Source organism: Streptomyces sp. NPDC007875 (genome assembly GCF_042868035.1).
In the GTDB taxonomy this organism is placed as follows: Bacteria; Actinomycetota; Actinomycetes; order Streptomycetales; family Streptomycetaceae; genus Streptomyces; species Streptomyces antimycoticus.
The window spans coordinates 45416-66149 of the sequence record NZ_JBIADZ010000016.1; the positions used below are offsets into that span (position 1 = coordinate 45416).

Here is a 20734-nt window from a genome sequence, read left to right on the forward strand (position 1 = left end):
AAAGCCCTCGACAATACGTTCACTTACTGCGCTATACCGGAGTGGTGGGTCCAGCGAAATGGACCCCGGGCAGAAATTTGTTTCCCTGCGCATTTCGCGTCGTACGGGGCCCGCATTTACGGTATCTGGGCCTCTTCCGGAGCGGCAATGATGTTCAGCCAGCTAGTTTCAGCCTAAATCGATCATGTATTTCGATTTAGCCAATCCCCCACAGGCACCCTTGCCGCCGCGCGAGGTCGCATGCTAATCCCGGCCACCTCGCCGTAAGTACTGCCACCATAAAACCGCTTCATCCCGATTTACTTTCGGACATTCATGCATGATTCAACCGCACAGATGGCATGCTGTGACGATCCGACGGGACCGGGGCCGGTCGCACGGCCGGCGTCGGTCGCGTGCCGCGGCCCGCCCGGTCCGGTCCGGCCGACACGTTCACCATTTCGATATTCGGCCAATCAGCCGACCCATGAGGCAGGGTCACGTTTACCGGCGACACCGCCGAACGGCCAACGGAACGGTGCCTTTTCGACGGCGGCCCGCGGTCCATGACCTGGCCGCCGCGATGACCTGATTCCGGCGGCAGAGACAAGCCGATGCCCGGCAGGCCGGGGGGACCGTCCTCGAGACCGGCGATTCGCCACGGCGTTCCAGGGGTGAGCACGCCGACCACGGAACGGAGCGACCACACTCGCCTCGGCTTCCGCACCCTCCTCGGCCACGAGCGGGTGCGCGGGGCGGTTCCCCGGCCATCGCGCGTACACGGACGCGCGCATCCTGCCTACGACAGAGGCAGAAGCCGCGGGGGCAGCGAAACAACGGTTTCGCTCGACTGAATTACAGGTCGAGGCAGTGGCCCCGAGACGGTCCGAACCGCCGGCCACGAATTGTCACTTACCTTTACCAGAGTGCAACGGGTCCGCGACGACGGGCAGCCGCACGACGTTCCGTAATAGGGTCGGCAACCGCTCAGCGGGATGTGCGAGCCTCCGTATCAGGCGTTTCGCCCTTGGGCCCCGGCGGTACGCAGAACCATGCCAGCCCCGCGGCGGCCAGGTAGGCGAGCGCGCCGATGGCCATGCTGGTGCGCAGCCCCTCCCCGTAGTCGGCAGCCGTGGCCAGCAGGGTGCCACCGAGTGCCACGCCGATGGCGCTTCCGAGTTGGCGGGTGGTGTTGAACAGGGCGGAGGCGGTCCCCGAGTACGCCGGGGGCGCGGCGCCCATGACGGTGGAGGCGGAGCCGGTGAGTGCGAAGGAGGTGCCGAATCCCGCAGCCATCATCGGGGCCACCAGCAGCGGGTAGGCGGGCTCGGTTCCCGCCGCGACCCAGCCGGCCAGCCCCAGGCCCGCCAGAAGCATGCCGGTGAACACCAGCGGACGGTCGCCGGTCGTGCGGGCCAGCCGCCCGGACAGGACGGAGGCGAACATGGTCATCGCCACCGCGGGGAACAGCGCCAGGCCGGTGACGAGGGCGCTGTAGCCGCGCTGATGCTGGAAGTCCAGGCTGGCGGTGAACACCATGCCGTAGAAGCCGAAGTTGAACAGCAGGCCGATGACGGCTCCGCCGCCCAGCGCACGCGAGCGCAGCAGGCTCGGCGGAACGGCGGGCGAGCGGGCCAGCCGCTCGCGCGCCAGGAACGCCATCGTGGCCAGTACGGACAGGCCCACCCCGGCGAGGACGACCGGATCGGACCACCCACGCCGGCCGGCCTCGTTGAGCGCGGCGGTCAGCGAGGCCACTGCCGCCACCACCGCGCACTGCGCCGGCCAGTCCAGAGCCCGGCCGGTGAGCCGGTCGGAGGGTGCCACATGGCGCAGCGTCAGCACCAGGCAGGCGACGCCGACGGGCAGGTTGATGAGGAACACCCACCGCCAGCCCACGGTGGAGACCAGCAGCCCGCCCAGCAGCGGCCCCGCCGAGGCCGCGATGCCCGCGATGGAGCCCCATACCCCAAAGGCCCGCGAGCGGGCGGCCGGAGCCGGATACGCCTGCTGGAGAAGGGCCAGTGAGCCGGGCACGATCAACGCGGCACCGAGGCCCTCCACCACCCGGGCAGCGATCAGGACGGGGGCGCTCGGCGCGAAGGCGCACCCGGCCGAGGACACGGTGAACACCGCCACGCCGGTGCAGAAGATCCGGCGGTTTCCCAGCCTGTCCCCCAGCGCACCGCCGCTCAACAGGAACCCGGCGAAGACCAGGGTGTACCCGTCGGTGATCCACTGGATGCCGGTGAGCGAAGCCGACAGTTCCCGGCCGATCACCGGCACGGCCACGTTGATGACCGTCACGTCCAGGATCACCATGAAGTACCCGGCACACACGGCCAGCAGCGGGACCCAGGACCGCATGCCGGACACGGGGCCGGGCTCAGGAGAGGACGCGGGCTCGCCGCCACCGGCCGACTCCGCGAACGCCACGTCCCCGACTCCGTCCCGCTCACGAAGGATCTACGACAAAGGGCACAATAAGGGATGCTTGGGGTGCGCGGAGGGGATCTGCGGCCCGGATCACGCCGTGGATACTGGACACATGGCCCACCCTCACGAAGATCCGCAGTCCCTCCCCACCGAACTGCGGTCCTACCTGGAGGAACTCGTCCGGCGCACCCGCACGGTGTGCGGGCCTCATCTGGTGAGTGTCTTCGCGGTCGGTTCCCTGGCACTGCGGGACTATCGGCACGGGCGCAGCGACGTCGATGTGACGGTCGCCGTGGAGCCGTCACTGCCCGGACCGGCCCTGCACGACCTGGCCGGGGCCCTCGCCCACCCCCACCTGCCCTGCCCGGCGGCGGGCCTGGAACTGGTGGTCTACGGAACGGATTTCCTCAGCCGCCCCTCCGCCGCGGCCGGGTACCTTCTGGACCTCAACACCGGCCCGCTGCTGCCGAACCGCGCCGACTTCGACGCGGCGCGGTCCCCGGCGTTCTGGTACGTCATCGACCGCTCCGTCGCCCATCAGACCGGGCTCTCGCTGTCCGGCCGCCCCGCGCGGGAGGTGATCGCCGCGCCGCGGCGCCCGGACCTGCTCGCCGCGATCCGCGCTTCCGTCCGTGAGCACAGCGACGGCGAAGGCCACCTCGCGGACAACCGTGTGCTCAACGGCTGCCGCTCGGTGATGTTCTGCCGTACGGGTCGCTGGATGGCCAAGCGCGGGGCGGCGCGGGAAGTCGCCCTGGCCGAGGAGGACTTCCGCCCGCTCATCGAGGCCGCGGTGCGCAGCTTCGAGCGCCCCCGCTCATCCGCGATCCCCCTGCCCGCCGCCGAGGTGCGAACCTTCCTGACCTGGGTACGCGAACGGGTCGATCAGACCGCCCGGGCGACTGGGGCCTGAGCGGGGAGGCCAGGCGAATGGCCCACCGGCAGAACGGCCTTCGCCAACAGCAGACCCGGCTCAGGGCCGCAGCAGGATGCGGATCGGGTTGCCCTCCCGGTCGCGCAGCCGGCGGATGGCCTCGTTCACTTCCTCCAGTGGCAGGATCGCGCTGACCGACCCGGAGATGTCCAGACGGCCCCGGGCGGTCAGCTCGACCAAGTCCTCCAGATGCTCCATGCGATACCCGGTGTGTCCGATCACGGTGTGGCGGTTGCGCACGAAGTGGAGTTCCGGGCCCACGGACAGCGGGTCGGGAGAGATGCCGACGAGCACCAGGCGGCCCCGATGGCCGAGGGCACGCTCTGCCTGGGTGAAGGAGGGCGTGCGCCCGACGCAGTCGAAGGCGACGTCCAGGCCCTTGCCCGCCGTGATCTCCTTCAGCCTGGCCCGGGTGTCATCGTCCGTCGGGTCGAGCGCGAAGTCGGCCCCCAGGGCGAGGGCGCGCTCACGCGCGGCGGGCAGGGGGTCGAGGGCGACGATCGGGGAGGCGCCGCAGATGCGGGTCAGCTGCACGAGGTGGGTGCCCAGGCCCCCCAGCCCCCAGATGCCCACGGATTCGGCCGACCGCAGCTGGGCGGTGTCGATGGCGCCGTACGGGGTGGACACGGCGTCGGCGAGCACGGCGGCGTGTTCCAGGGGTACGGAGTCGGGCACGGCGATGAGCGTGGTGGCGTCGGTCAGTACGTACTCGGCCCAGGCCCCGTCGTAGTGGAAGGCCATGACCTGGAGGTCCTCACAGGTGTTCGTGCCACCGCCGAACCGGCAGGCGGGACACGTGCCGCACGCCTTTCCCGCGCCCAGGACCACCCGGTCGCCCGCCTTCCAGTGCCCGGCGCCATCGCCGACCGCCGCCACCACGCCCGACGCCTCGTGCCCGGGGGTGACCACCGGCAGCCGGGGTGCGATATGGCCGTCGAGCTGGCTCAGGTCCGACTGGCAGATGCCGCACGCGGCCACCTTGACCACGACCTCGCCCGCTCCCGGCCGGGGCACGGGCACATCCTCAACGGTGAGCGTGCCCGCTGCCGTGTCGAACCGCGCCGCGCGCATCGTGGCCGGGAGCGCGTCCGCCACCGCGTCTGCCGTTGAGTGCGCGCCGGAGCGTATCGGTCCTGCGTCCAAGGTCATCCGTGGTTCCTTTCAGGTGCTTCGCCGGGTGGAGCGGCCGGTCACCGCGCCGGTACGGGGACGGCGAGTGATCATGATGCCGCACGCAGTCTGCCCCATGTCGGCGCACCCGCCGACAGACCCTGAGGCCCCGTCACCGATGCCCGTCGCGCAGCAGAGTGTCGACGGTACGGTCGACGAAGGTGGTGAGCTCCTGCGCATCGTGGCGCCCGAAGGTGGAGGCCCACAGGGCGAAGCGGCCGAAGAGGGCGGACCACAGGAGGATCGCGGTCTGCTCGGCACCGTCCGGCCAGCGCAGCCCTTCCTGTTCACATGCGCGGATGGCGTCCAGCCACTGCTGCCACAGCAGGCGGGCCGGGTGCGTCTGACCGGGCTCGCCGAAGCTGGACGAGTTATGACCGAACATCAGGCGGATGACACCGCGCTCGGTGCGGGCGAAGGTGCAGAAGGCGTTCGCCTGGGCGCGGAGGCGCTCGCCGGCGTCGGCTCCGTGGTCGGCCGCCTGGGTGTCGGCGTCGCACATGGCCGCGACGACACGTTGGTAGCCGTCCTCGGCGACGGCGCGGGCGAGCTGGTCCTTGTCGGCGAAGTGCAGATACATGCTCTGGGCGGCGATGCCGACTTCGCGTGCGACCTCCCGGAGGGACACCGGCAGTGGGTTTCCCGTGAGTTTCTGGTCAAGGAGCCGTGCCACGGCAGCCAGAATCTCCGCGCGGAGCCGGTCCCCCTGGCCGCGGGGATTGCGCCTGCGTGTGGTGTCGGTGGCGGTGTCCTCGTTCATGCACCTCATTCTGCGGTACCTCGATGGCCAGTCCTTCTGTCGTCAGGGGTCCGCCCGGCTCACCAGGTGACCGGAAGGGAGTTGAGGCCATAGACGATGGAGTTCTTCTTGAACGGCAGCTCGTCCTGGGCGATGGCGAGCCGCAGCCCGGGGATGCGTTCGAAGAGCCGCGGCCAGGCGACCTGCATCTCCACTCGCGCCAGGTTCTGGCCCAGGCACTGGTGGGAGCCGAATCCGAACGCCACGTGGCGACGGGCGTTGCGCGCGATGTCGAGCGTGTCCGCGGGACACTCGCCCTCGTTGGCGCCGAAGGCACGGGGGTCCCGGTTTCCCGCGATCAGCGAGACGATGACTCCCTCGCCCTTGCGGACACGCTGCCCGCCCACTTCGACGTCTTCAAGGGCCACACGTCGCGGATCGGTGGAGACGATGCTCCAGTAGCGCAGCATCTCCTCCGCGGCGCTCGGGGCCAACTCGGGGTGGACCCGCAGCCGGTCGCGCTGGTCGGGGTTGACCAGGAGCGCCACCGTGCCCAGGCTCAGCATGTTGGCGGTGGTCTCGTGCCCGGCGCCGACCAGGATCCCGACCAGGACGGGCATCATCTCGGGCGCGAACCCGTCCGGGCCGGTGTGGTGGGCCAGCAGCCGGCTGATCATGTCGTCCGAGGGCTCACGGCGTTTGCGCTCGACGAGGGCCTCGTAGTAGGCGAACGCCTCCCGCTGTGTACGAGCGCGCTCGTCGTGGCTGATGTCCAGGTCCGTCCCGGCGTTGGCGTGCCGCTCGAAGAGGTCGTGGTCCTCGTAAGGGACGCCGAGGACGAGGCAGATGGCCCGGGAGGGCAGGGGTAGCGCGAAGTCCCGGATGAAGTCGGCCGGGCCGCCTTTGGCGAGCATGGCGTCGATCAACTCGTCCGTGATCCGCAGCAGGTTCTCGCGCATCGCCTGTGTGCGCTTGACGCTGAACTCCTTGGTGAGCATCTGCCGGAGCCGGGCGTGCTCGGGGTCATCCAGCCGCAGGAACAGACCGCCCTCGTGGTCGGGCTGGTTGGAGTGGACCAGCGGGAAGTCGGGATTGCGCACATCGGCGCTGAAGGACGGGCTGGAGAGGACGGCACGGATGTCCGCGTGCCGGGTGGCCAGCCAATGCGTGGAGCCGTCCCAGATGGTGACCTTGTGGAGACCGCCGGCTTCCCGGAACGCGGTGTGCTGCAAAGGCGCGCTGAACGGACACGTGCGCGGGGCGGGGAAGAACGGTGCTTCCTCGATGGAAGCGGCCTCGGATGCGATGGTCGTCATCTCGCCTTCCTTGCTGCGGAGTTGAAGCGTCGGCGGCCCGGCAGGACGGAAGCGTGGACGCCACCCACACGTCCTCGTCTCCCCCGTACGGCCCAAGCCGCCTGACACTCGTCACCTTACGAGTGTCAGGCTGAGCGAAGCAAGAGGCTGTGGGACCGTCAGAGCCCGGCCACCGAGAGGCCGACCGCGTGTGCACCTCCTGGCGCGGTGGCCGCGGCCACCGCGCCGGCTCAACGGCGGGCTCAGCCTCCACGTGGCAATCACACGGATGTACCATCCAGCACCAACGTGGTGTGCGCCCAGATGAGGGAGCTTGTAGTGGACACTCCTGCCGATAACACCAACCTGAAATCCCAGTACGCGGCTCAGGTCGCCGCCGATCTGGAACGCAACTCCGCCGAGCACGAGCGTCTCAGCTCCGAAATCGCCTCACTGCAACAGCAGTTGGCGGTGCTGGAGGACAACCGGGCGCTTCTGCTCAGCATGCGAGAGACTCTTGGTGACGACGCCGTTGGTGGCGCACCGGAGAAGGGTGGCGTCAGCGACTCCGGGGATGGTCCGTCCGCGACACTGGAGTCCGTGGCGCTGCCTGCCACGCGCAAGCCCAAGAAGAAAGCCGATGCGACCGGCGGAAAGCGGAAGGGGGCGGCGTCAGCCGGTAGCCGCCCGAGCCGCAAGTCCGTGCGCGAAGCAGGCGCGCCCACGCTCCGAGAGCTTGTGCGTGATGACCTCACCCAGCACGGCGAGCCCCGCTCCGCGGCCGAGATCACCGCCACTCTCACCCAGGCTCTTCCGGGACGCGACATCAAGCCCACGGTGGTGCGCAGCACCCTCGAATCACTCGTCGCCAAGGGCCAAGCACACCGCACCAAGCAGCAGAAGTCCGTCTTCTATTCGACTGCCACCCCGAACGGGGACACCGGTGCGGCCGAGCCCAGCGAGGCACGCGCTTCCTGAGAGGCCACGGACGACGAGGCGAGCTGTGCCGCTGCCCGCTCGGCACTCACGCGCGCGCGTGCCACGTTCGGCATCTACGCGAGCGTCTGCCACGTTCCGCGCGGATGGCGGGCGCGGCGACGCTCGCGGAGCAGCACCCGAGCGGTGGTCGGCAGCGGTGGACGGGCGGGGGCGCGGAGGACGCCGGGGCCCTTGGCGGCGGCCGCCGTGGCCGTGAGCTGCTCGATCTCGATCATGGCGCGGAACAGCGGGCGGCCCTCGGGCGGCGCGAGGCCGACCAGGCTCCGGCTGGTGGACAGGGACTGACGGGCCTGGCGGAGCAGGTGCGCCAGCAGGCTCCGGGTTCCGGTGGTGTCCCGGGCGTTCTCCAGGTCGTCGCGGGTGACACCGTGCGCGTCGAGGGTCTCCCGCACCAGGTTCAGGCGCCCGTCGGCGAGATCTTCGGACAGGTCGTTGACGAAGTCCAGGCGCTGACTGCCGTCGATGTACACGCGGCAGGCCTCGCGGTAGCCCACCGCGGTGTCCTCCCCGGCGATCAGCCCGGCGATCAGCATGAACGCCGGTAGCGCATAGGTGTCGACGTAACGCTGGTAGTCCGCTTCGGTGGCGAATCCTGTGAACTCCAGCTCCAGTGGGGCCGCGTCGAGGAAGTCCTCGACCCGGTCGCGCAGCCCTGGGTGGGCGGAAACGGTGTGCAGCAGCGGCCGTACGGCAGCATGCTCGCTTTCATCACCGGCCAGGCCGTCACGCACCTGTTTCACCCACTCCGCGAAGGCCCCGGCGCGCTCCTCGGCGGGGCCGCTGTCGAGGAGGGTGTCGGTGCGATGCATGAAGGCGGTCGCCGCGATCAGATGCGGCAGCAACGGCGGGGGCAGCAGCAGGCGCGCGGCGAGGTAGGAGCTGCGCCGGTAGCCCGCCACCAGTTTCCGCTGGCGCGTATAGTCCTCCCGCAGCCGGGGGTCACTGATCCCCGCGGCATCCAGCGCCGTGCCCCACAGGCCCATGCCCGCCCCTCCCGATGTCTTCATGTCTCCTGGCGGCCGTCCGCGGACTCCGGTGGGACCCGGCCACCAGAACGCTCCCCCGTACGACCAACCGGTGGCAATCCGCACCCGCGTGTGAAAACGCCGTACCTGCGTGCCGCCGTCCGCGGTAGAGGCTACCGTCGCCATCTCGCACCACCAGGCAGACACGGGGCACGCCTCGGTCTCCCGTGCCACGCACTTCGATGCACGCCCGGCCGCCGCGGAGAGCAGCGTCGTGAGCACGACCACGGTGACCCGGGTGGCACGGACCGGGACGCCGAGGCCGGGGGCGGCGTCGTCACCGAGCGTCAGGGCGTTCATGCGGGGGGGGCGAGGAGCAGCAGTCCGGCGAGCCCGATGAGGCCGATGGGCGCCATCTGCACGACGCGGTCGAACCCGTTCTGGGAGATGCTGCCCTGGTTCCACTGGAAGAGGCCCTCCCTCCGCTCGGGAAAGAGCAGGAGCAGCCCTTCGGTGACGGCGGTGAGGCCGAGGGCGAGGGCACTGCCGGCGAGCACGAGCCGGACGGTGCCCTCGCCCAAGCCCGACAGCCCGAGCACGACGGCGGCCGCCACAAGCCCGCCGATGAACGCGACACCGGAGGAGGCGAGCAGCGGGAGCGAGGTGCCGGTGACGGCGGCCAGGCCGAGGGCCAGGCAGGAGCCCGCGTTCACCGCGAGGGTGTCGGGGGATGCGAGGACGTTGCGGCTGACCGCCTGGAGAGCGGCGCCCGCCACTTCCGTGACCCCCGTCATGGCGAGGGCTCGCTCGACGGCGACCCTGCCGTCCGGGTCCGCCTTGCTCCAGCGGCTCCGGTACGGATAGCGGCCGAACTCCACGACGTCCCGTACGGTCTGCCCGCTGGGCATGGGACGCCCCTGGGTCAGCAGGGCGACGCGGCGCGAGAACTCACGAGGGCTGAGGGCCGGCCCGTCGGTGTCGGCGTCCAGGACGAGTGTGGCGGCCCTGGGCCGCCGCAACCGCGCGATCGTGCCCAGGAGCGTCGACTTCCCGCTGCCGTTCGGACCCACCAGCACGGTGACTTCTCCGGGCCGGGCTGCGCTTGGGGCCCGCACGTGGGAGGGGCCGCGGGGCCGGTCCGCACGACGGTCGTCGCCCGGACAGGTCCTCGATGGTGTCTTCACATGATCTTGCCTGGTGCAGCGGGTGCCAACCGTGCCACCGGCGGGAGCGGTGAGTGCTGCGGGGAGGCACGGAATGCCTGGATGACGAGCGCGGCGAAGCGCCGGGAGGCCGCGACCCGGGTGGCCTTCGATGTGGTGTGGATGCCCCTGTTGGCCATGAGCATGAGGATCAGGTCGTCCAGGACGAAGTCGGGGCGCAGATGGCCGGCGTCCTTGGCGCGGTGGGCCAGTTCGGCGATCGACTTCAGTGCGTACGCACGCTCCGCGGAGAAGTCCATCGCGTCGGGGAAGGCCGACATGAAGGCTTCGGTGAAGCCTCGGCTGCGTGCGTGCAGCTCACAGGTCTTCTCGATCACGAGGCAGAAGCCACGCCACGGGTCCGGCTCGGCGAGCCCCTCGTCGACGAAGACGTGGCATGCGCGCATCTCGTCCGCGAAGGCTTCGGTGGCCAGCATCTGCTTGGTCGGGAAACGGCGGTACAGGGTGGCGGGGCCGACCCCGGCGTGCCGGGCGATCTCCCGCATCGGCACGTTCAGACCTTCGGTGGCGAACAGCGCGCGGGCCGCGTCGAGGATGCGTTCGCGGTTGTCCAGGGCGTCGGAGCGCAGGGGGTGAGGCAAACGGTCGGTCACCACTCTCACTTTAGCCAAACGGACGGGGGCGTCCGTTAGCGTCCGAAGGCATGGAAGCCCGGCACTTCTCCGAGTGCGGCCCCTCGGCGCCGGGACGGGGGTCGGCCGGTCCCGACCGGTCCCATTCGATCCCGGCCGCCCCAGGACAAGGAGACGACATTGAAGGCAGTCGCGATCCAGGCGTTCGGACGCCCCGAAGGTCTGGCACTCATCGACCTCCCCGCCCCTACTCCCGCCGAGGGGCAGGTGCTCATCGCCAATGAGGCGATCGGCGTCGGTGGCGTCGACGTCCTGATCCGCAGCGGTGTTCTGGCCTCCTACGGCTTCAAGGAAGGCCATATCCCCGGCAGCGAGGTAGCGGGCACCGTGACCGCGGTCGGCGGCGGCGTCGACCCGTCATGGATCGGTCAGCGCGTATGGGCGTTCACCGGCGTGAGTGGCGGCTACGTCGAACAGGCGATCGCCTCGGTCGAGGAGATCCTGACCCTCCCCGCGAACCTGTCGCCTGTCGACGCGGTGACGCTCGGGAGCTCCGGAGTGGTGGCCCACTTCGGCCTTGCCCATGCCCACTTCGCTCCTGGCGAGTCAGTGCTGGTGCGCGGCGCGGCCGGCAGCATCGGGATCATGACGGTCCAGCTCGCGGCTCGTGGCGGTGCCGGCGCGGTGGCGGTCACGACGTCGTCGGCCGAGCGTGGCGATCGTCTGCGCAAGCTCGGCGCGACCCATGTGCTGGACCGCTCGGGCGAGGGTGGCCAGGACGCCCCCGAGGGCTACGACGTCATCATCGACATCGTCGCCGGTGCGGACATGCCTTCCTTCTTCGGCAAGCTCAACCCGAACGGTCGCATGGTGGCCGTCGGCATGGTCGGAGGCCGGCCGCCGGCGGACTTCGGCATGACGATGATGGCGGCGTTCCAGAAGTCGATGTCCTTCGCCACCTTCAGCGCCGACACCGTGACCGAAGCCGATCGACGTGCGGTGCGGACCGAGCAGTTCGCTGCCGCAAGCCGCGGCGAGCTGCCCATGGTGGTCCATGAGCTGCTGCCGTTGGAGGACGCCGTGCTGGCACACCAGAAGATGGACGCCGGTGAGGTGTTCGGCAGGATCGTGCTGACACCGTGATCGTGGCGGCCGTGGGGCCGTGACAGGGTTCGTACCCCGGGGAAGTTCCCCGGCTCGGTGCAGGGAGGGCGCGTGGAATCCGTGAGCGGGCAGGGCGACGGCGGCACGTGGCCCTCGGGGCTGGAGGAGGCGATACGCGCCACCGCGGCCGACATCGCCACAACGCTGCGCGCCGCACCCGACACCGGGGCTCCGGTGCCCGGGTCACAGTGGACGGTCGGGGAGGCGGCGGCGCATCTGGCACAGGCCAACGAGCTGATGGCGCACCTCGCGGACGGGAGGACACGCAGCTACGGGGACGGCACGCCGCACGGGCTGGCCGAGGCCAACCAGCTCGCGCTCGCCGCGTTCGCCGAGCGCCGGGCCGAGCCGCTGGCCGCCATGATCGTGGAGCAGGCCGATGCCTTCCTCCGGTCGGCGGCCCGGCCCGCGTCACCCGGAGAGCTGATCACGCCGATGGGCCCGATGAGCCTGGACGTACTGGGGTCGTATCTGCTGACCCATATGCTCGGCCACGGCTATGACCTCGCCCGCGCGCTGGGCCGCCCGCATATGATCAACCGGGACCGGGTCGAGCTGACCCTGCCCTTCCTGATCACGGCCATGCCACGGGTGGTCGACACCACGGCCACCGCCGGGCTCACCGCCCGCTTCACCGTCCGCCTCAGAGGCGGCGCCCGCTTCGGCACGACCTTCACCGACGGGGCGGTGACCGTCACCCCGCACCCACCGAGCCGCCCGGACTGCACCATCCTCACCGAGCCCGTCGCCTTCCTCCTGATGGCGCTGGGCCGCCTCGGCCCGTGGGGCGCCGCCGCCAGGGGCCACGTCCTCGCCTGGGGCCGGAAGCCCTGGCTCGCGCCACGGTTTCCCACACTCTTCACCGCGCCCTGATCCGGCCGGGGACCGGATCGGAGCGGACCGCCCTCCCCCGGACTGGGATCGGAGCGGACTGGACTGGGCTGGATCGGACAGCCCGCGGCCACGGATGCGCCGTGGCTCAGGCGGCGCAGGCCGGATGGCCCCAACCGTCGGAGTTCTTGCTGATCGTCTCGCCCTTGGCGTAAGGCGTGCCGCAGCGGCACCGGCCGGGGAACTTCGCCTTGATGGACGCCTTGGAGCGGATGCCTGTCCCCCGCTGTGCCGTGGTCGTGCGCGGGCGCGCCGTGCCACCGCGGCCCGCTGAGCGTGTCGTCGTCCGGGCCTCGGGCGGTGGCAGGGCGGAGCCGAGCGAGGTGCCCGCGGGCTGCTGAGTGCGGGCGGTGTGACTGGCCGCCCGGTCGGCGGCCGCGTTGAACGGGTCCCCGTCGACCTGGTGCGCCGGAACATAGACGAATTCCACCTTGCGGCCGTCCAGGAGCTCGTCGATACGCATCACGAGCTCGCGGTTGGCCACCGGCGATCCCGAGGCGGTCTTCCACCCCTTCTTCCGCCACCCGGGCAGCCATGTGGTGACCGCCTTCATCGCGTACTGCGAGTCCATGCGCACCTGCAGCGGCACGGCCGCCTCGGTGGACTCCAACAGCCTTTGCAATGCGGTGAGCTCGGCCACGTTGTTGGTCGCGGTGCCAAGCGGCCCGGCCTCCCAGCGCTCCACCGCACCGTCGGTGCCCGCGACGACCCATGCCCAGGCCGCGGGCCCGGGGTTTCCCTTCGATGCCCCGTCACACGCGGCGATGATCTGTTCAGCCATACGTCGATACTGCCAGCACCCCTCATCCGGCACGGCGGAGACCTGGTCATCGGCGGTCTGGGGGCTGTGCCAATGGTGGGCCGAGCCGCCCGCTCCCGCTCCTCACGGCCGCAGACTCCCGCTCCTCACGCGAGTCCTCACGCGAGCCGCGGTCGACGTCGGCCGGTCCTCCCTTTGCCACAGGGCGTTCATCGGATCCGCACCGAACGGGCACACTATGTACACGCGTTCGGGCTTCGCGCATGGGAATCTCCCAGAGCTTGTGCCTTGAACATCCGTACTCGCGGCGCCGGTTGGCGGTCCGGGTACACATCTAGGAGAGGACACCCCCCACATCATGTCCACTCATCGCCCGAGCCGATCACGGCGCCTTCCCCTGCTGGCCGTAGTGGCCGTGGCCGGTATCGCCGCTCCTTCGGTCGCCGCCGCCAACACACCGGCCGCGACCGACACCAACCGGCCCACGGCCGTGCAGGCGCTGGACGACACCTACTACCAGGACGCGATGGGCAAGAGCGGCCCGGAGCTGAAGGCGGCGCTGCACACGATCATCAGCGACCAGACCAAGGTGTCCTACGACGAGGTATGGGACGCGCTGAAGTCCACGGACGAGGACCCCGACAACCCGTCGAACGTCATCCTCCTCTACTCCGGCCGCTCCCAGTCCAAGGACGCGAGCGGCGGCAACCCCGACGACTGGAACCGCGAGCACGTCTGGGCGAAGTCGCACGGCGACTTCGGCACGGCCACCGGGCCCGGCACCGACCTGCACCACCTGCGCCCCACCAACGTCACGGTGAACAGCATCCGCGGCAACAAGGACTTCGACAACGGCGGCCAGGACGTGCCCGACGCCCCCGGCAACCGCACCGACGACGACTCCTTCGAACCCCGTGATCAGGTCAAGGGCGATGTCGCCCGGATGATCCTCTACATGGCCGTCCGCTACGACGGAGACGACGGCTTCGCCGACCTCGAGCCCAACGACAACGTCGACAACGGCTCCGCGCCCCATATCGGCCGCCTGTCCGTACTGAAGGAGTGGAGCGCCGAGGACCCGCCCGACGCCTTCGAGGAGAACCGCAACCAGGTCATCTACGACAGCTTCCAGCACAACCGGAACCCGTTCATCGACCACCCCGAATGGGTCGACTCCATCTGGAAGTAGCCCACGGCTCCGCCCCCGCCCCTGTCCCGACGCATGCGCCGAGGCAGGGGCGTCGGCCGCGACGGCCTCCATGCCACCTGGCTCCGGACGGCCGGGGCCCCTGTGGTAGGCAGTCCCCGTGCGTATTCTCTTGCCGCTGCCCGACCGGGACTTCGACGTCACCGAGGTGGCCGTGCCCTGGAAGCTCCTGACCGACCTCGGCCATGAGGTGGTGATCGCCACTGAACACGGCCACGTCCCGCCGGCCGCCGATCCGCTGCTGATCACCGGGGTGCTCTTCGGGCAACTCGGCGCGGAGCCCGAGCCCAAGGAGTTCTACCGGCAGCTCACCGACGCGACCGCCTTCCGTCACCCCCTCGCGTGGGCGAACCTCGAGCCCGAGGCGTACGACGGGCTGATCCTGCCCGGCGGCCACGCCCCGGGGATGCGCCAGTACCTCGGCTCCGACGTCCTGCGCGAGAAGATCGCGGAATTCTGGCGGCTGGACCGCCCGGTCGGCGCCATATGCCACGGCGTCCTCACCCTGGCTCGCACCAACGACCCGGCCACCGGCCGCAGCCTCCTCGCCGACCGGCGCACCACCTGCCTGCCCGCGTACATGGAGCGGACCGCCTACTACCTCACGGCCTGGCGCCGCGGCCGCTACTACCGCACCTATCCGGCCTACGTCCAGGACGAGGTCGTCGCCGCCCTGAACGACCCCGCCCAGTTCGAACGCGGACCCATCGAGCTACGACGCCGCGGCACGGCCACCGACGACGCCCCCGCCTTCGTCGTTCAGGACGGCCGATACCTGTCCGCCCGCTGGCCCGGCGACGCCTACCTCTTCGCGCGGCGCTTCGCCGAGCTGCTCACCTGAACGACCCAACCCCCGCGGCGAACGTATAAACCGGCGCTGCCCCGCCCCTCCCGGGCAGGCCAGGAAAGCGCCGACAATGGCAGTCGGCCCCGGCACATGGGCGGAGTGTCAGGGCCGACGGTGAATACGCTGAGGCTCAACAGCGCTTAGTCGTCAACGCACTTGGGGTACTTCGAGCCCCGGTTGCAGTCGTGGTAGTCGTACTTGCTGACGCGGAACTTCTTCTCGTCGCCACCCTTGGCCGGATCGACAACCAAGTAGAACTTCTTCCCGTCCTTGACCTTGTCGCTGACTGTCCCATCAGGCCCCCGGTCAAAGTCCTGCGCGCACCCGGCGAGTGTGAGGGCTGAACATGCCAGGAGGGCAAGGGCAAGGCGACGCATGTCGTGCTCCGATCAACGTGAGGATTGCGAGACAGTCTAGGGGCCTTTGAATGATGCGCAGGCCAGGGGTGGGATTCACTCGCACTCATGGAAACGCACGGTGTGCGGCGGCGAGGGAAACGGAAGAAAAACACACACCAAAGGCCGTCCGGGATGCGAGCCCGGCCGACGCAAGCCCCTGAGGGTCAGCTGCTGCGCCGGGCTTTCGTCAGCGCCCGGTGCAGCACCTCCTCGGCGTACGCGGGCAGCCGTGCGCCGACGCTGGGGCCGACTCCGTACATGTTCAGGTCGAGGACGATGTTGTCCTGGCGCACCAGCACTTGGCCGCCGCTGTCGAATCGCCGCCAGACCGCTTCCTGCCCGAGTTCCAGGGTCGTTCTGCGGCCGCTGTCGTGCTCTGTGCTGATGGTGTCCGCGTTGCGGAACGCCATCACGGCTTCCTGGACAGCGCTCTGACCCGCTTCCGCCCGCCCGATGGTGACTATCAAGTAGATGCCGGGGGTCATCTCACCGTCTGTGGCCCAGTAGCAGCGCGACTGCGTCTGGCTGAAGGGTTCCCGGGTCGTCGCTTCCGGTCGGGGTATGGCCCGGGCGGCCAGGTGCTCGTCCACCAGTTCGCAGGCGTCGGGGACAGACCGGTGGCGTTCGTCGTCCGGGGTGTTGAGTGTGATGATCAGCCCCGGCAGCATCAGGCAGAGCACGAACGGGGACAGGGCGGGGAGGATCACCTGCCATGGTGAGGGTGCATCGGGTTTCGGGGTGGAGGTCGGCGGGCTCGGCCGGGGTGGTGCCAGCCGGTCCTGGAGCGTGCGGTGCCGGAAGGACAGAACACCGCCGGTCTGGCGGAGAGCGCCACGTTGGCAGGCGTCCTCCAGGAATTCCATCAGGTGCCAGGGGAGACGGCCGGTGGCGGCCAGCCAGAGTCTGGCGACGGCGAACTTCCCCCACGCCGAAAAGGCGAATCCGTAGAGGAGCAGTGCCGCCGCGCCGGCCAGGCACACCAGCAACCAGTCCCCGCCGGTGACCAGTTTCTCGCTGTGAGCGGGGGGCGTCACGCCCGGAGGGTAGTACGTCGTGACCTGTTGGCTCAGGAACAGCGCCAGCGGCGACAGGAGGCACAGCGCCGCGGCGCAGGCATGGCGAGAGTCCGCGAAGGCGCGCGTGCCGGGCAGCGCCAGTACGGTCCGGCGGTCCGAGCGCAGCAGCGCTCGCGGACTGCGGGCCAGGGCGTGGTCGGCGGTGTCCTGCCAGACCGCGCCGCCCACGAGCAGTACCAGCGGGACCACCGCGTACAGCGACGACCGCAGGTCCGCCGCCGTGGCGGCCATGACCACGAAGACCGCGAACGGGACGACGGCTGTCGTCCTCCGCAGGAGGAGGGGGATCCGGCCGCGGGCCCTGAGTGTGCGGGGCTGCGGGGTGTCCACCGCGTCGTCGATGACGGCGATGACACCGAAGAGGGCCGCCACGGCGAACAGGGGCGGCGAACCCATGCCGAGCGGCCCCTCCACGGGCCGGCTGTAGCCGGTGGGGGTCAGCGCCACCAGGCCCATCGCCATGGCCGCGATCACCGCCGCGTGGCGTACCGGCCACGGCAGCGCGCGTGGCAGGCTCCACCAGGTCACCTCCGGGGTGCCCAGGGTCCGGGCGTGGCGGGCGAGGAAGGTGAGCCAGCGGTGTGCGTCCTCGGCGTCCCAGCGGCGCCCCGGGCTCGCGGCGGCGAGGGAGGCGTCGTAGACGGCGGGCACGAACTGGTCGAGGAGGTGTGCCTCGATGGCCGCGCTGTCGGGGAAGCGGCTGGTGTCCAGCAGTTCGGCCGGGTTCCGTCCGGTGTCGCTGTACGCCTTGCGGGCCAGCGACGCCATCAGCGGGGTGGCCAGCGCCTCGCCCAGTACCCGGGCCCGCGCCGCGCGCGCCGGGTCGGTCGTGCGGGGATCGAGCACCTGCCGCCAGGAACTGTCGGCTCTGGGGGACGGGGCGGCGGTGCGGGAGAGATAGGCCGTGAGGTCGGCGAGGGTGAGCGGGCGCACGCTGACTGCGGCGGCGCCGGTGAGCACACGCGCCTCCCCCGCCGCGGCGCGGTACTCGCCCTCGCGGCTGGTGAGGACGATCTGTGCGGCCCGGTCGAGAGTTCCGTTCAGGGTGCGCAGGGCCTGCGGCCGCACCGCCGCGGGCAGTTCGTCGAATCCGTCGAGGATGGGCAACAAGCGGCCGGTGCGCAGCAGTTCGCGTGCGATGTCGCGTGCGGAGGCCGTGCCGGTGGCCAGTGAGGCGTAGCGGGTGCCCAGCAACTCGGCAGCCCACTCCCATAGGTCGGGCTGGGCCTGGGGCCGCCAGGTGGCGAGGGGCAGGATCACCGGGATCCTCTCGCCGGGGGCGCGGCGTTCGAGGCGGTCGAGGCGGTCGAGTGCGAGACGGACCATGAGCACGGACTTCCCGGTACCGGCCGGGCCGAGTACGACGAGCCGGCCCGACGGCACCCGGTCGAGAACATCGGCGATCTCCTCGAACCGCCCGCCGAGATCGACCGGGCCGCCGCCGGTGACGTTCACCCAGTGGTCGATCAGGTCCTGGCGGGCGGTGTCCCAGCGGACCGGGATCGGCGCCGGATCCTGGAGGCGGCGCAGCCGCTCCTCCCGGCCCAACTGCTCCCGTACGGCGCTCGCGAGCCGGTCAGCAGCCGCGTCCAGCTCCGAGCCGGAGAGGTCGCCCCACAGGACCCTGGAGCGGCGGTGGCGCAGGATGGCGCGGACTGCCAGCCACACGCCGAACGTGGCCAGTGCCATTGCCGCCGGCCCGAGCATCGAACCGGGCAGCGCGGAAACGTCCCCGTCGTCCCGTGCCCTGAGCGCGAACAGACCCGCGCCCACCGCCACCGAGCAGCCCGCGAGCAGCAGTTGACCTGCGAGCCGAAGGCCGGTGACCGGGCGGCGGCCGTCGCTGAAGTGGATACCGCCGTAGATGGTGTGCGCCTGGATCACCGTGTGCGCGGTACCGGAGAACTCGTTGCGCGCCACCGGCTCGCCCTGCATGCGCTCCCCCTTACGCATCCCCCCGCACATGGTGACGCAGGCGCCGCGCGGGTGTACAGCCCGGCGGGGCGCCCTTTCGGGCGCGCCACCGGTGGCCGACTCCCCCCGTGGCTAGGGGCGGATATAGGGCCGGGTGATGATCTCCATGTTGTGGCCACCGGGATCGTCGAAGTACGCGCCACGGCCCCCGAAGAGACGGTTGATCCGTCCGGAGTCGGTGTGGCCAGGATCGGCGTAGTAGGTGACGCCGACCGCTTCCAGGCGCGCGATCATGGCGTCGAACTGCTCATCGGGCACGAGGAACGCGTAGTGCTGCGGCTGTATGGGCTCGTCGCGCTTCTCGTAATAGTCGAGCGTCACGCCGTTGCCGAGATCGACGGGCAGAAACGGGCCCAACGGGGCGCCGACCTCCACCCCCAGAATCGCGGCGATGAACTCGGCGGACAGCTGCCGATCGTGGGCGTAGACGGCGGTGTGATTCAGCTGAACGACGGTGGCCCGGGGCTCGGAGTCGTGTGGGGGCTGCGTTTGGTGGGGCATCTGTGGTGTGTCTCCGCATCGTGGAATCCGCCGGAACCGGCGCCACGTACGGGCGCCAGGAGGAATGACACGGAGGAAGGGGCGGGGCTCTGGCCCGCCTTGGACTCACGCCGAGGCCGGGCGCCTCACTCGTGCGTGGCCCATGGCCGACCCGGCAGTCACCTTGCTGACTCTAGCAGCGCCCGCCCCTCCGGCCCCAGGGGCAGTTGGCGGTGGCGCAGGGCCGTGACGCGATGCGGGGGCACTCGTTGATCCGAGCACATGTCCGAACGCCACGCTGTCCGACCCATATGCCACCAGGCCGAATCGCTCCCTTGCGCCCCCGACGGCACTCCGGCTCCGTCCCCTTCTGTTGCCCCGCTCCCCTCCGTATGCGAAGGCGGTCCCCATGCCCACGACTGCTGCCGACCCGCGTCAGACGGCCGCGCTGCTGCTCAACCGGCGCGGTCAGTACCTGCTCCATCTCCGCGACGCGCACAAGCCCATCTGCGACCCGGGCACCTGGTCGCTTCCCGGCGGCGCCCGGGAGGGGGCCGAGACGCCTTCGGAGGCGATCGCGCGCGAGCTGATGGAGGAGGCCGGGCTCACCATCGACGGGCTGACTCCGTACACCGTCGTCGAGTGCACCGGGAGAGACGGCGTCGCCACAGGACATATCCAGGTCTTCCTGGGGTGCTGGGACGGTGATCCCGCGCGCCTGCCGGTGACGGAGGGCATCATGTTCGCCTTCTTCGACGCCTCGACCACCGCACAACTGACCATGGCGCCCTGGGTGGCCGACATCATCGCCCACCACCAGGCGGACGCCGTCATCCCCGCGCCCAGGGGGCCCCGGCGGGCACCCGACGCTCGCCGCGGCGGGCGGGCCGTGCCCCATGTCGTCGGCGTGCATCTGTATCTGGAGCGCGACGGCAAGGTCCTGCTCGGGCTTCGCCACCCCGACTCGGCGTACGCGCCATCCACGTACCACTTCCTGGCCGGCCACTGCGAGCAGGAGTCCGCCGTCGCCTGCCTGATCCGGGAGGCCCAGGAGGAGGCGGGTCTGGTGATCGAGCCCGAGGACGTGGAGTTCGCGCATGCCGTTCACCTCATCGACGCTCCCGGCACCCAGCCACGCATGCAGATGGTCCTCCGCGCCCGGCGGTGGCGGGGCGAGCCGGAACTCCTGGAGCCGGACAAGTGCGTCGGCTGGGACTGGTGGCCGCTGGACGGCCTGCCGGAGCCGACCGTCGCCTACGCCCGGGCCGCGATCGCCGGGATCAGGGCGGGACGCCTCTACACCGAGATGGGATGGAGCTGACCCCCGGCCGCATCGCCCCACGTGTCGTCGGTCCCCCAGCCCCCGGTTTCGGTTCCTTGGGGCCGGGGACGCGGACCACATGGCCGCTCGGCGCCACGGGCCAAAGCTGCTGCGCAAGGCCCTCACCGGGCTGCAGACCGGCGACCGAGAGGAGACCGGCGCCCTGTATGTGCGCGCCCACGACGGTGTGGTTGCGCCGCTCGGGCCCGCATGGGGTCGCCGCCCTGGACGGTGCCGAAGCGCTGGCGCTGGGCCGTGATCCGCATTGGGCGTCGGCCGGTGCCCCCGTCAGCGACGCGCTGGC

17 protein-coding genes are annotated in these 20734 nt (G+C 70.7%); 7 read left to right on the forward strand and 10 right to left on the reverse strand.

Annotated features, from left to right (window positions below; all coding sequences use genetic code 11):
- Positions 1-966: 966 nt before the first annotated feature.
- Positions 967-2415 carry an MFS transporter gene (locus ACFYOY_RS29275; protein WP_351885491.1) on the reverse strand — a complete coding sequence of 483 codons (1449 nt, stop codon included), beginning with the start codon at positions 2413-2415 and terminating at the stop codon, positions 967-969.
- Between the two features lie 112 nt (positions 2416-2527).
- Between ACFYOY_RS29275 and ACFYOY_RS29280 the strand changes: the two genes are divergently transcribed.
- On the forward strand, positions 2528-3328 hold the full coding sequence (locus ACFYOY_RS29280; RefSeq protein WP_351885488.1) for an aminoglycoside adenylyltransferase domain-containing protein: 801 nt from the start codon (positions 2528-2530) through the stop codon (positions 3326-3328).
- Between the two features lie 60 nt (positions 3329-3388).
- Here the strand turns inward: ACFYOY_RS29280 and ACFYOY_RS29285 are convergent, their stop codons facing one another.
- From ACFYOY_RS29285 to ACFYOY_RS29295, 3 genes are all read right to left on the reverse strand, one after another.
- The gene (locus ACFYOY_RS29285) at positions 3389-4498 is read right to left on the reverse strand and encodes a zinc-binding dehydrogenase (protein ID WP_351885486.1); all 1110 of its coding nucleotides are present in this window, start codon (positions 4496-4498) and stop codon (positions 3389-3391) included.
- A 133-nt stretch (positions 4499-4631) separates the two neighbouring features.
- On the reverse strand, positions 4632-5279 hold the full coding sequence (locus ACFYOY_RS29290) for a TetR/AcrR family transcriptional regulator (RefSeq protein WP_351885483.1): 648 nt from the start codon (positions 5277-5279) through the stop codon (positions 4632-4634).
- Positions 5280-5338: 59 nt separating this feature from the next.
- Positions 5339-6574 (reverse strand): cytochrome P450, encoded by a 1236-nt coding sequence (locus ACFYOY_RS29295; RefSeq protein ID WP_388590537.1) that lies wholly within the window; start codon positions 6572-6574, stop codon positions 5339-5341.
- Between the two features lie 303 nt (positions 6575-6877).
- Here ACFYOY_RS29295 and ACFYOY_RS29300 point away from each other — a divergent pair, with 303 nt between their 5' ends.
- The gene (locus ACFYOY_RS29300) at positions 6878-7531 is read left to right on the forward strand and encodes a hypothetical protein (RefSeq protein ID WP_351885477.1); all 654 of its coding nucleotides are present in this window, start codon (positions 6878-6880) and stop codon (positions 7529-7531) included.
- A 74-nt stretch (positions 7532-7605) separates the two neighbouring features.
- On the opposite strand, the gene ACFYOY_RS29305 is transcribed toward ACFYOY_RS29300, so the two are convergent.
- From ACFYOY_RS29305 to ACFYOY_RS29315, 3 genes are all read right to left on the reverse strand, one after another.
- Complete coding sequence (locus ACFYOY_RS29305; RefSeq protein ID WP_351885616.1) at positions 7606-8559, reverse strand: squalene/phytoene synthase family protein; 954 nt, start codon at positions 8557-8559, stop codon at positions 7606-7608.
- Between the two features lie 314 nt (positions 8560-8873).
- Positions 8874-9632 (reverse strand): iron chelate uptake ABC transporter family permease subunit, encoded by a 759-nt coding sequence (locus ACFYOY_RS29310; RefSeq protein ID WP_388590540.1) that lies wholly within the window; start codon positions 9630-9632, stop codon positions 8874-8876.
- Between the two features lie 65 nt (positions 9633-9697).
- The gene (locus ACFYOY_RS29315; RefSeq protein WP_351885474.1) at positions 9698-10333 is read right to left on the reverse strand and encodes a helix-turn-helix domain-containing protein; all 636 of its coding nucleotides are present in this window, start codon (positions 10331-10333) and stop codon (positions 9698-9700) included.
- A gap of 159 nt (positions 10334-10492) precedes the next feature.
- Here ACFYOY_RS29315 and ACFYOY_RS29320 point away from each other — a divergent pair, with 159 nt between their 5' ends.
- Complete coding sequence (locus ACFYOY_RS29320; protein WP_388590542.1) at positions 10493-11455, forward strand: zinc-dependent alcohol dehydrogenase family protein; 963 nt, start codon at positions 10493-10495, stop codon at positions 11453-11455.
- Positions 11456-11527: 72 nt separating this feature from the next.
- Positions 11528-12349: a maleylpyruvate isomerase family mycothiol-dependent enzyme gene (locus ACFYOY_RS29325; RefSeq protein WP_351885468.1), complete on the forward strand. Its 822-nt coding sequence runs from the start codon at positions 11528-11530 to the stop codon at positions 12347-12349.
- A gap of 106 nt (positions 12350-12455) precedes the next feature.
- Here ACFYOY_RS29325 and ACFYOY_RS29330 read toward each other — a convergent pair whose 3' ends face one another.
- The gene (locus ACFYOY_RS29330; protein ID WP_388590544.1) at positions 12456-13148 is read right to left on the reverse strand and encodes a ribonuclease H; all 693 of its coding nucleotides are present in this window, start codon (positions 13146-13148) and stop codon (positions 12456-12458) included.
- A 337-nt stretch (positions 13149-13485) separates the two neighbouring features.
- Here ACFYOY_RS29330 and ACFYOY_RS29335 point away from each other — a divergent pair, with 337 nt between their 5' ends.
- Both ACFYOY_RS29335 and ACFYOY_RS29340 read left to right on the forward strand, forming a co-directional pair.
- Positions 13486-14316: an endonuclease I family protein gene (locus ACFYOY_RS29335; RefSeq protein WP_388590546.1), complete on the forward strand. Its 831-nt coding sequence runs from the start codon at positions 13486-13488 to the stop codon at positions 14314-14316.
- Positions 14317-14434: 118 nt separating this feature from the next.
- On the forward strand, positions 14435-15175 hold the full coding sequence (locus ACFYOY_RS29340; RefSeq protein WP_351885459.1) for a type 1 glutamine amidotransferase domain-containing protein: 741 nt from the start codon (positions 14435-14437) through the stop codon (positions 15173-15175).
- 568 nt (positions 15176-15743) lie between these two features.
- On the opposite strand, the gene ACFYOY_RS29345 is transcribed toward ACFYOY_RS29340, so the two are convergent.
- Positions 15744-18590 (reverse strand): NACHT domain-containing protein, encoded by a 2847-nt coding sequence (locus ACFYOY_RS29345; protein WP_351885457.1) that lies wholly within the window; start codon positions 18588-18590, stop codon positions 15744-15746.
- Positions 18591-18701: 111 nt separating this feature from the next.
- A complete protein-coding gene (locus ACFYOY_RS29350; RefSeq protein WP_351885454.1) occupies positions 18702-19130 on the reverse strand; it encodes a VOC family protein in 429 nt (142 codons plus the stop codon).
- A gap of 388 nt (positions 19131-19518) precedes the next feature.
- Here ACFYOY_RS29350 and ACFYOY_RS29355 point away from each other — a divergent pair, with 388 nt between their 5' ends.
- Positions 19519-20430 (forward strand): NUDIX domain-containing protein, encoded by a 912-nt coding sequence (locus tag ACFYOY_RS29355; RefSeq protein ID WP_351885452.1) that lies wholly within the window; start codon positions 19519-19521, stop codon positions 20428-20430.
- Positions 20431-20734: the final 304 nt, after the last annotated feature.

What these genes read in the sequence shown, in the direction of transcription:
- ACFYOY_RS29290 (WP_351885483.1), bottom strand. Translation starts at nt 5,279, where the DNA reads ATGAACGAGGACACCGCCACCGACACCACACGCAGGCGCAATCCCCGC.
- ACFYOY_RS29305 (WP_351885616.1), bottom strand. Translation starts at nt 8,559, where the DNA reads ATGAAGACATCGGGAGGGGCGGGCATGGGCCTGTGGGGCACGGCGCTG.
- ACFYOY_RS29330 (WP_388590544.1), bottom strand. Translation starts at nt 13,148, where the DNA reads ATGGCTGAACAGATCATCGCCGCGTGTGACGGGGCATCGAAGGGAAAC.
- ACFYOY_RS29300 (WP_351885477.1), top strand. Translation starts at nt 6,878, where the DNA reads ATGAGGGAGCTTGTAGTGGACACTCCTGCCGATAACACCAACCTGAAA.
- ACFYOY_RS29335 (WP_388590546.1), top strand. Translation starts at nt 13,486, where the DNA reads ATGTCCACTCATCGCCCGAGCCGATCACGGCGCCTTCCCCTGCTGGCC.
- ACFYOY_RS29285 (WP_351885486.1), bottom strand. Translation starts at nt 4,498, where the DNA reads ATGACCTTGGACGCAGGACCGATACGCTCCGGCGCGCACTCAACGGCA.
- ACFYOY_RS29280 (WP_351885488.1), top strand. Translation starts at nt 2,528, where the DNA reads ATGGCCCACCCTCACGAAGATCCGCAGTCCCTCCCCACCGAACTGCGG.
- ACFYOY_RS29345 (WP_351885457.1), bottom strand. Translation starts at nt 18,590, where the DNA reads ATGCAGGGCGAGCCGGTGGCGCGCAACGAGTTCTCCGGTACCGCGCAC.
- ACFYOY_RS29355 (WP_351885452.1), top strand. Translation starts at nt 19,519, where the DNA reads ATGCCCACGACTGCTGCCGACCCGCGTCAGACGGCCGCGCTGCTGCTC.
- ACFYOY_RS29295 (WP_388590537.1), bottom strand. Translation starts at nt 6,574, where the DNA reads ATGACGACCATCGCATCCGAGGCCGCTTCCATCGAGGAAGCACCGTTC.
- ACFYOY_RS29350 (WP_351885454.1), bottom strand. Translation starts at nt 19,130, where the DNA reads ATGCCCCACCAAACGCAGCCCCCACACGACTCCGAGCCCCGGGCCACC.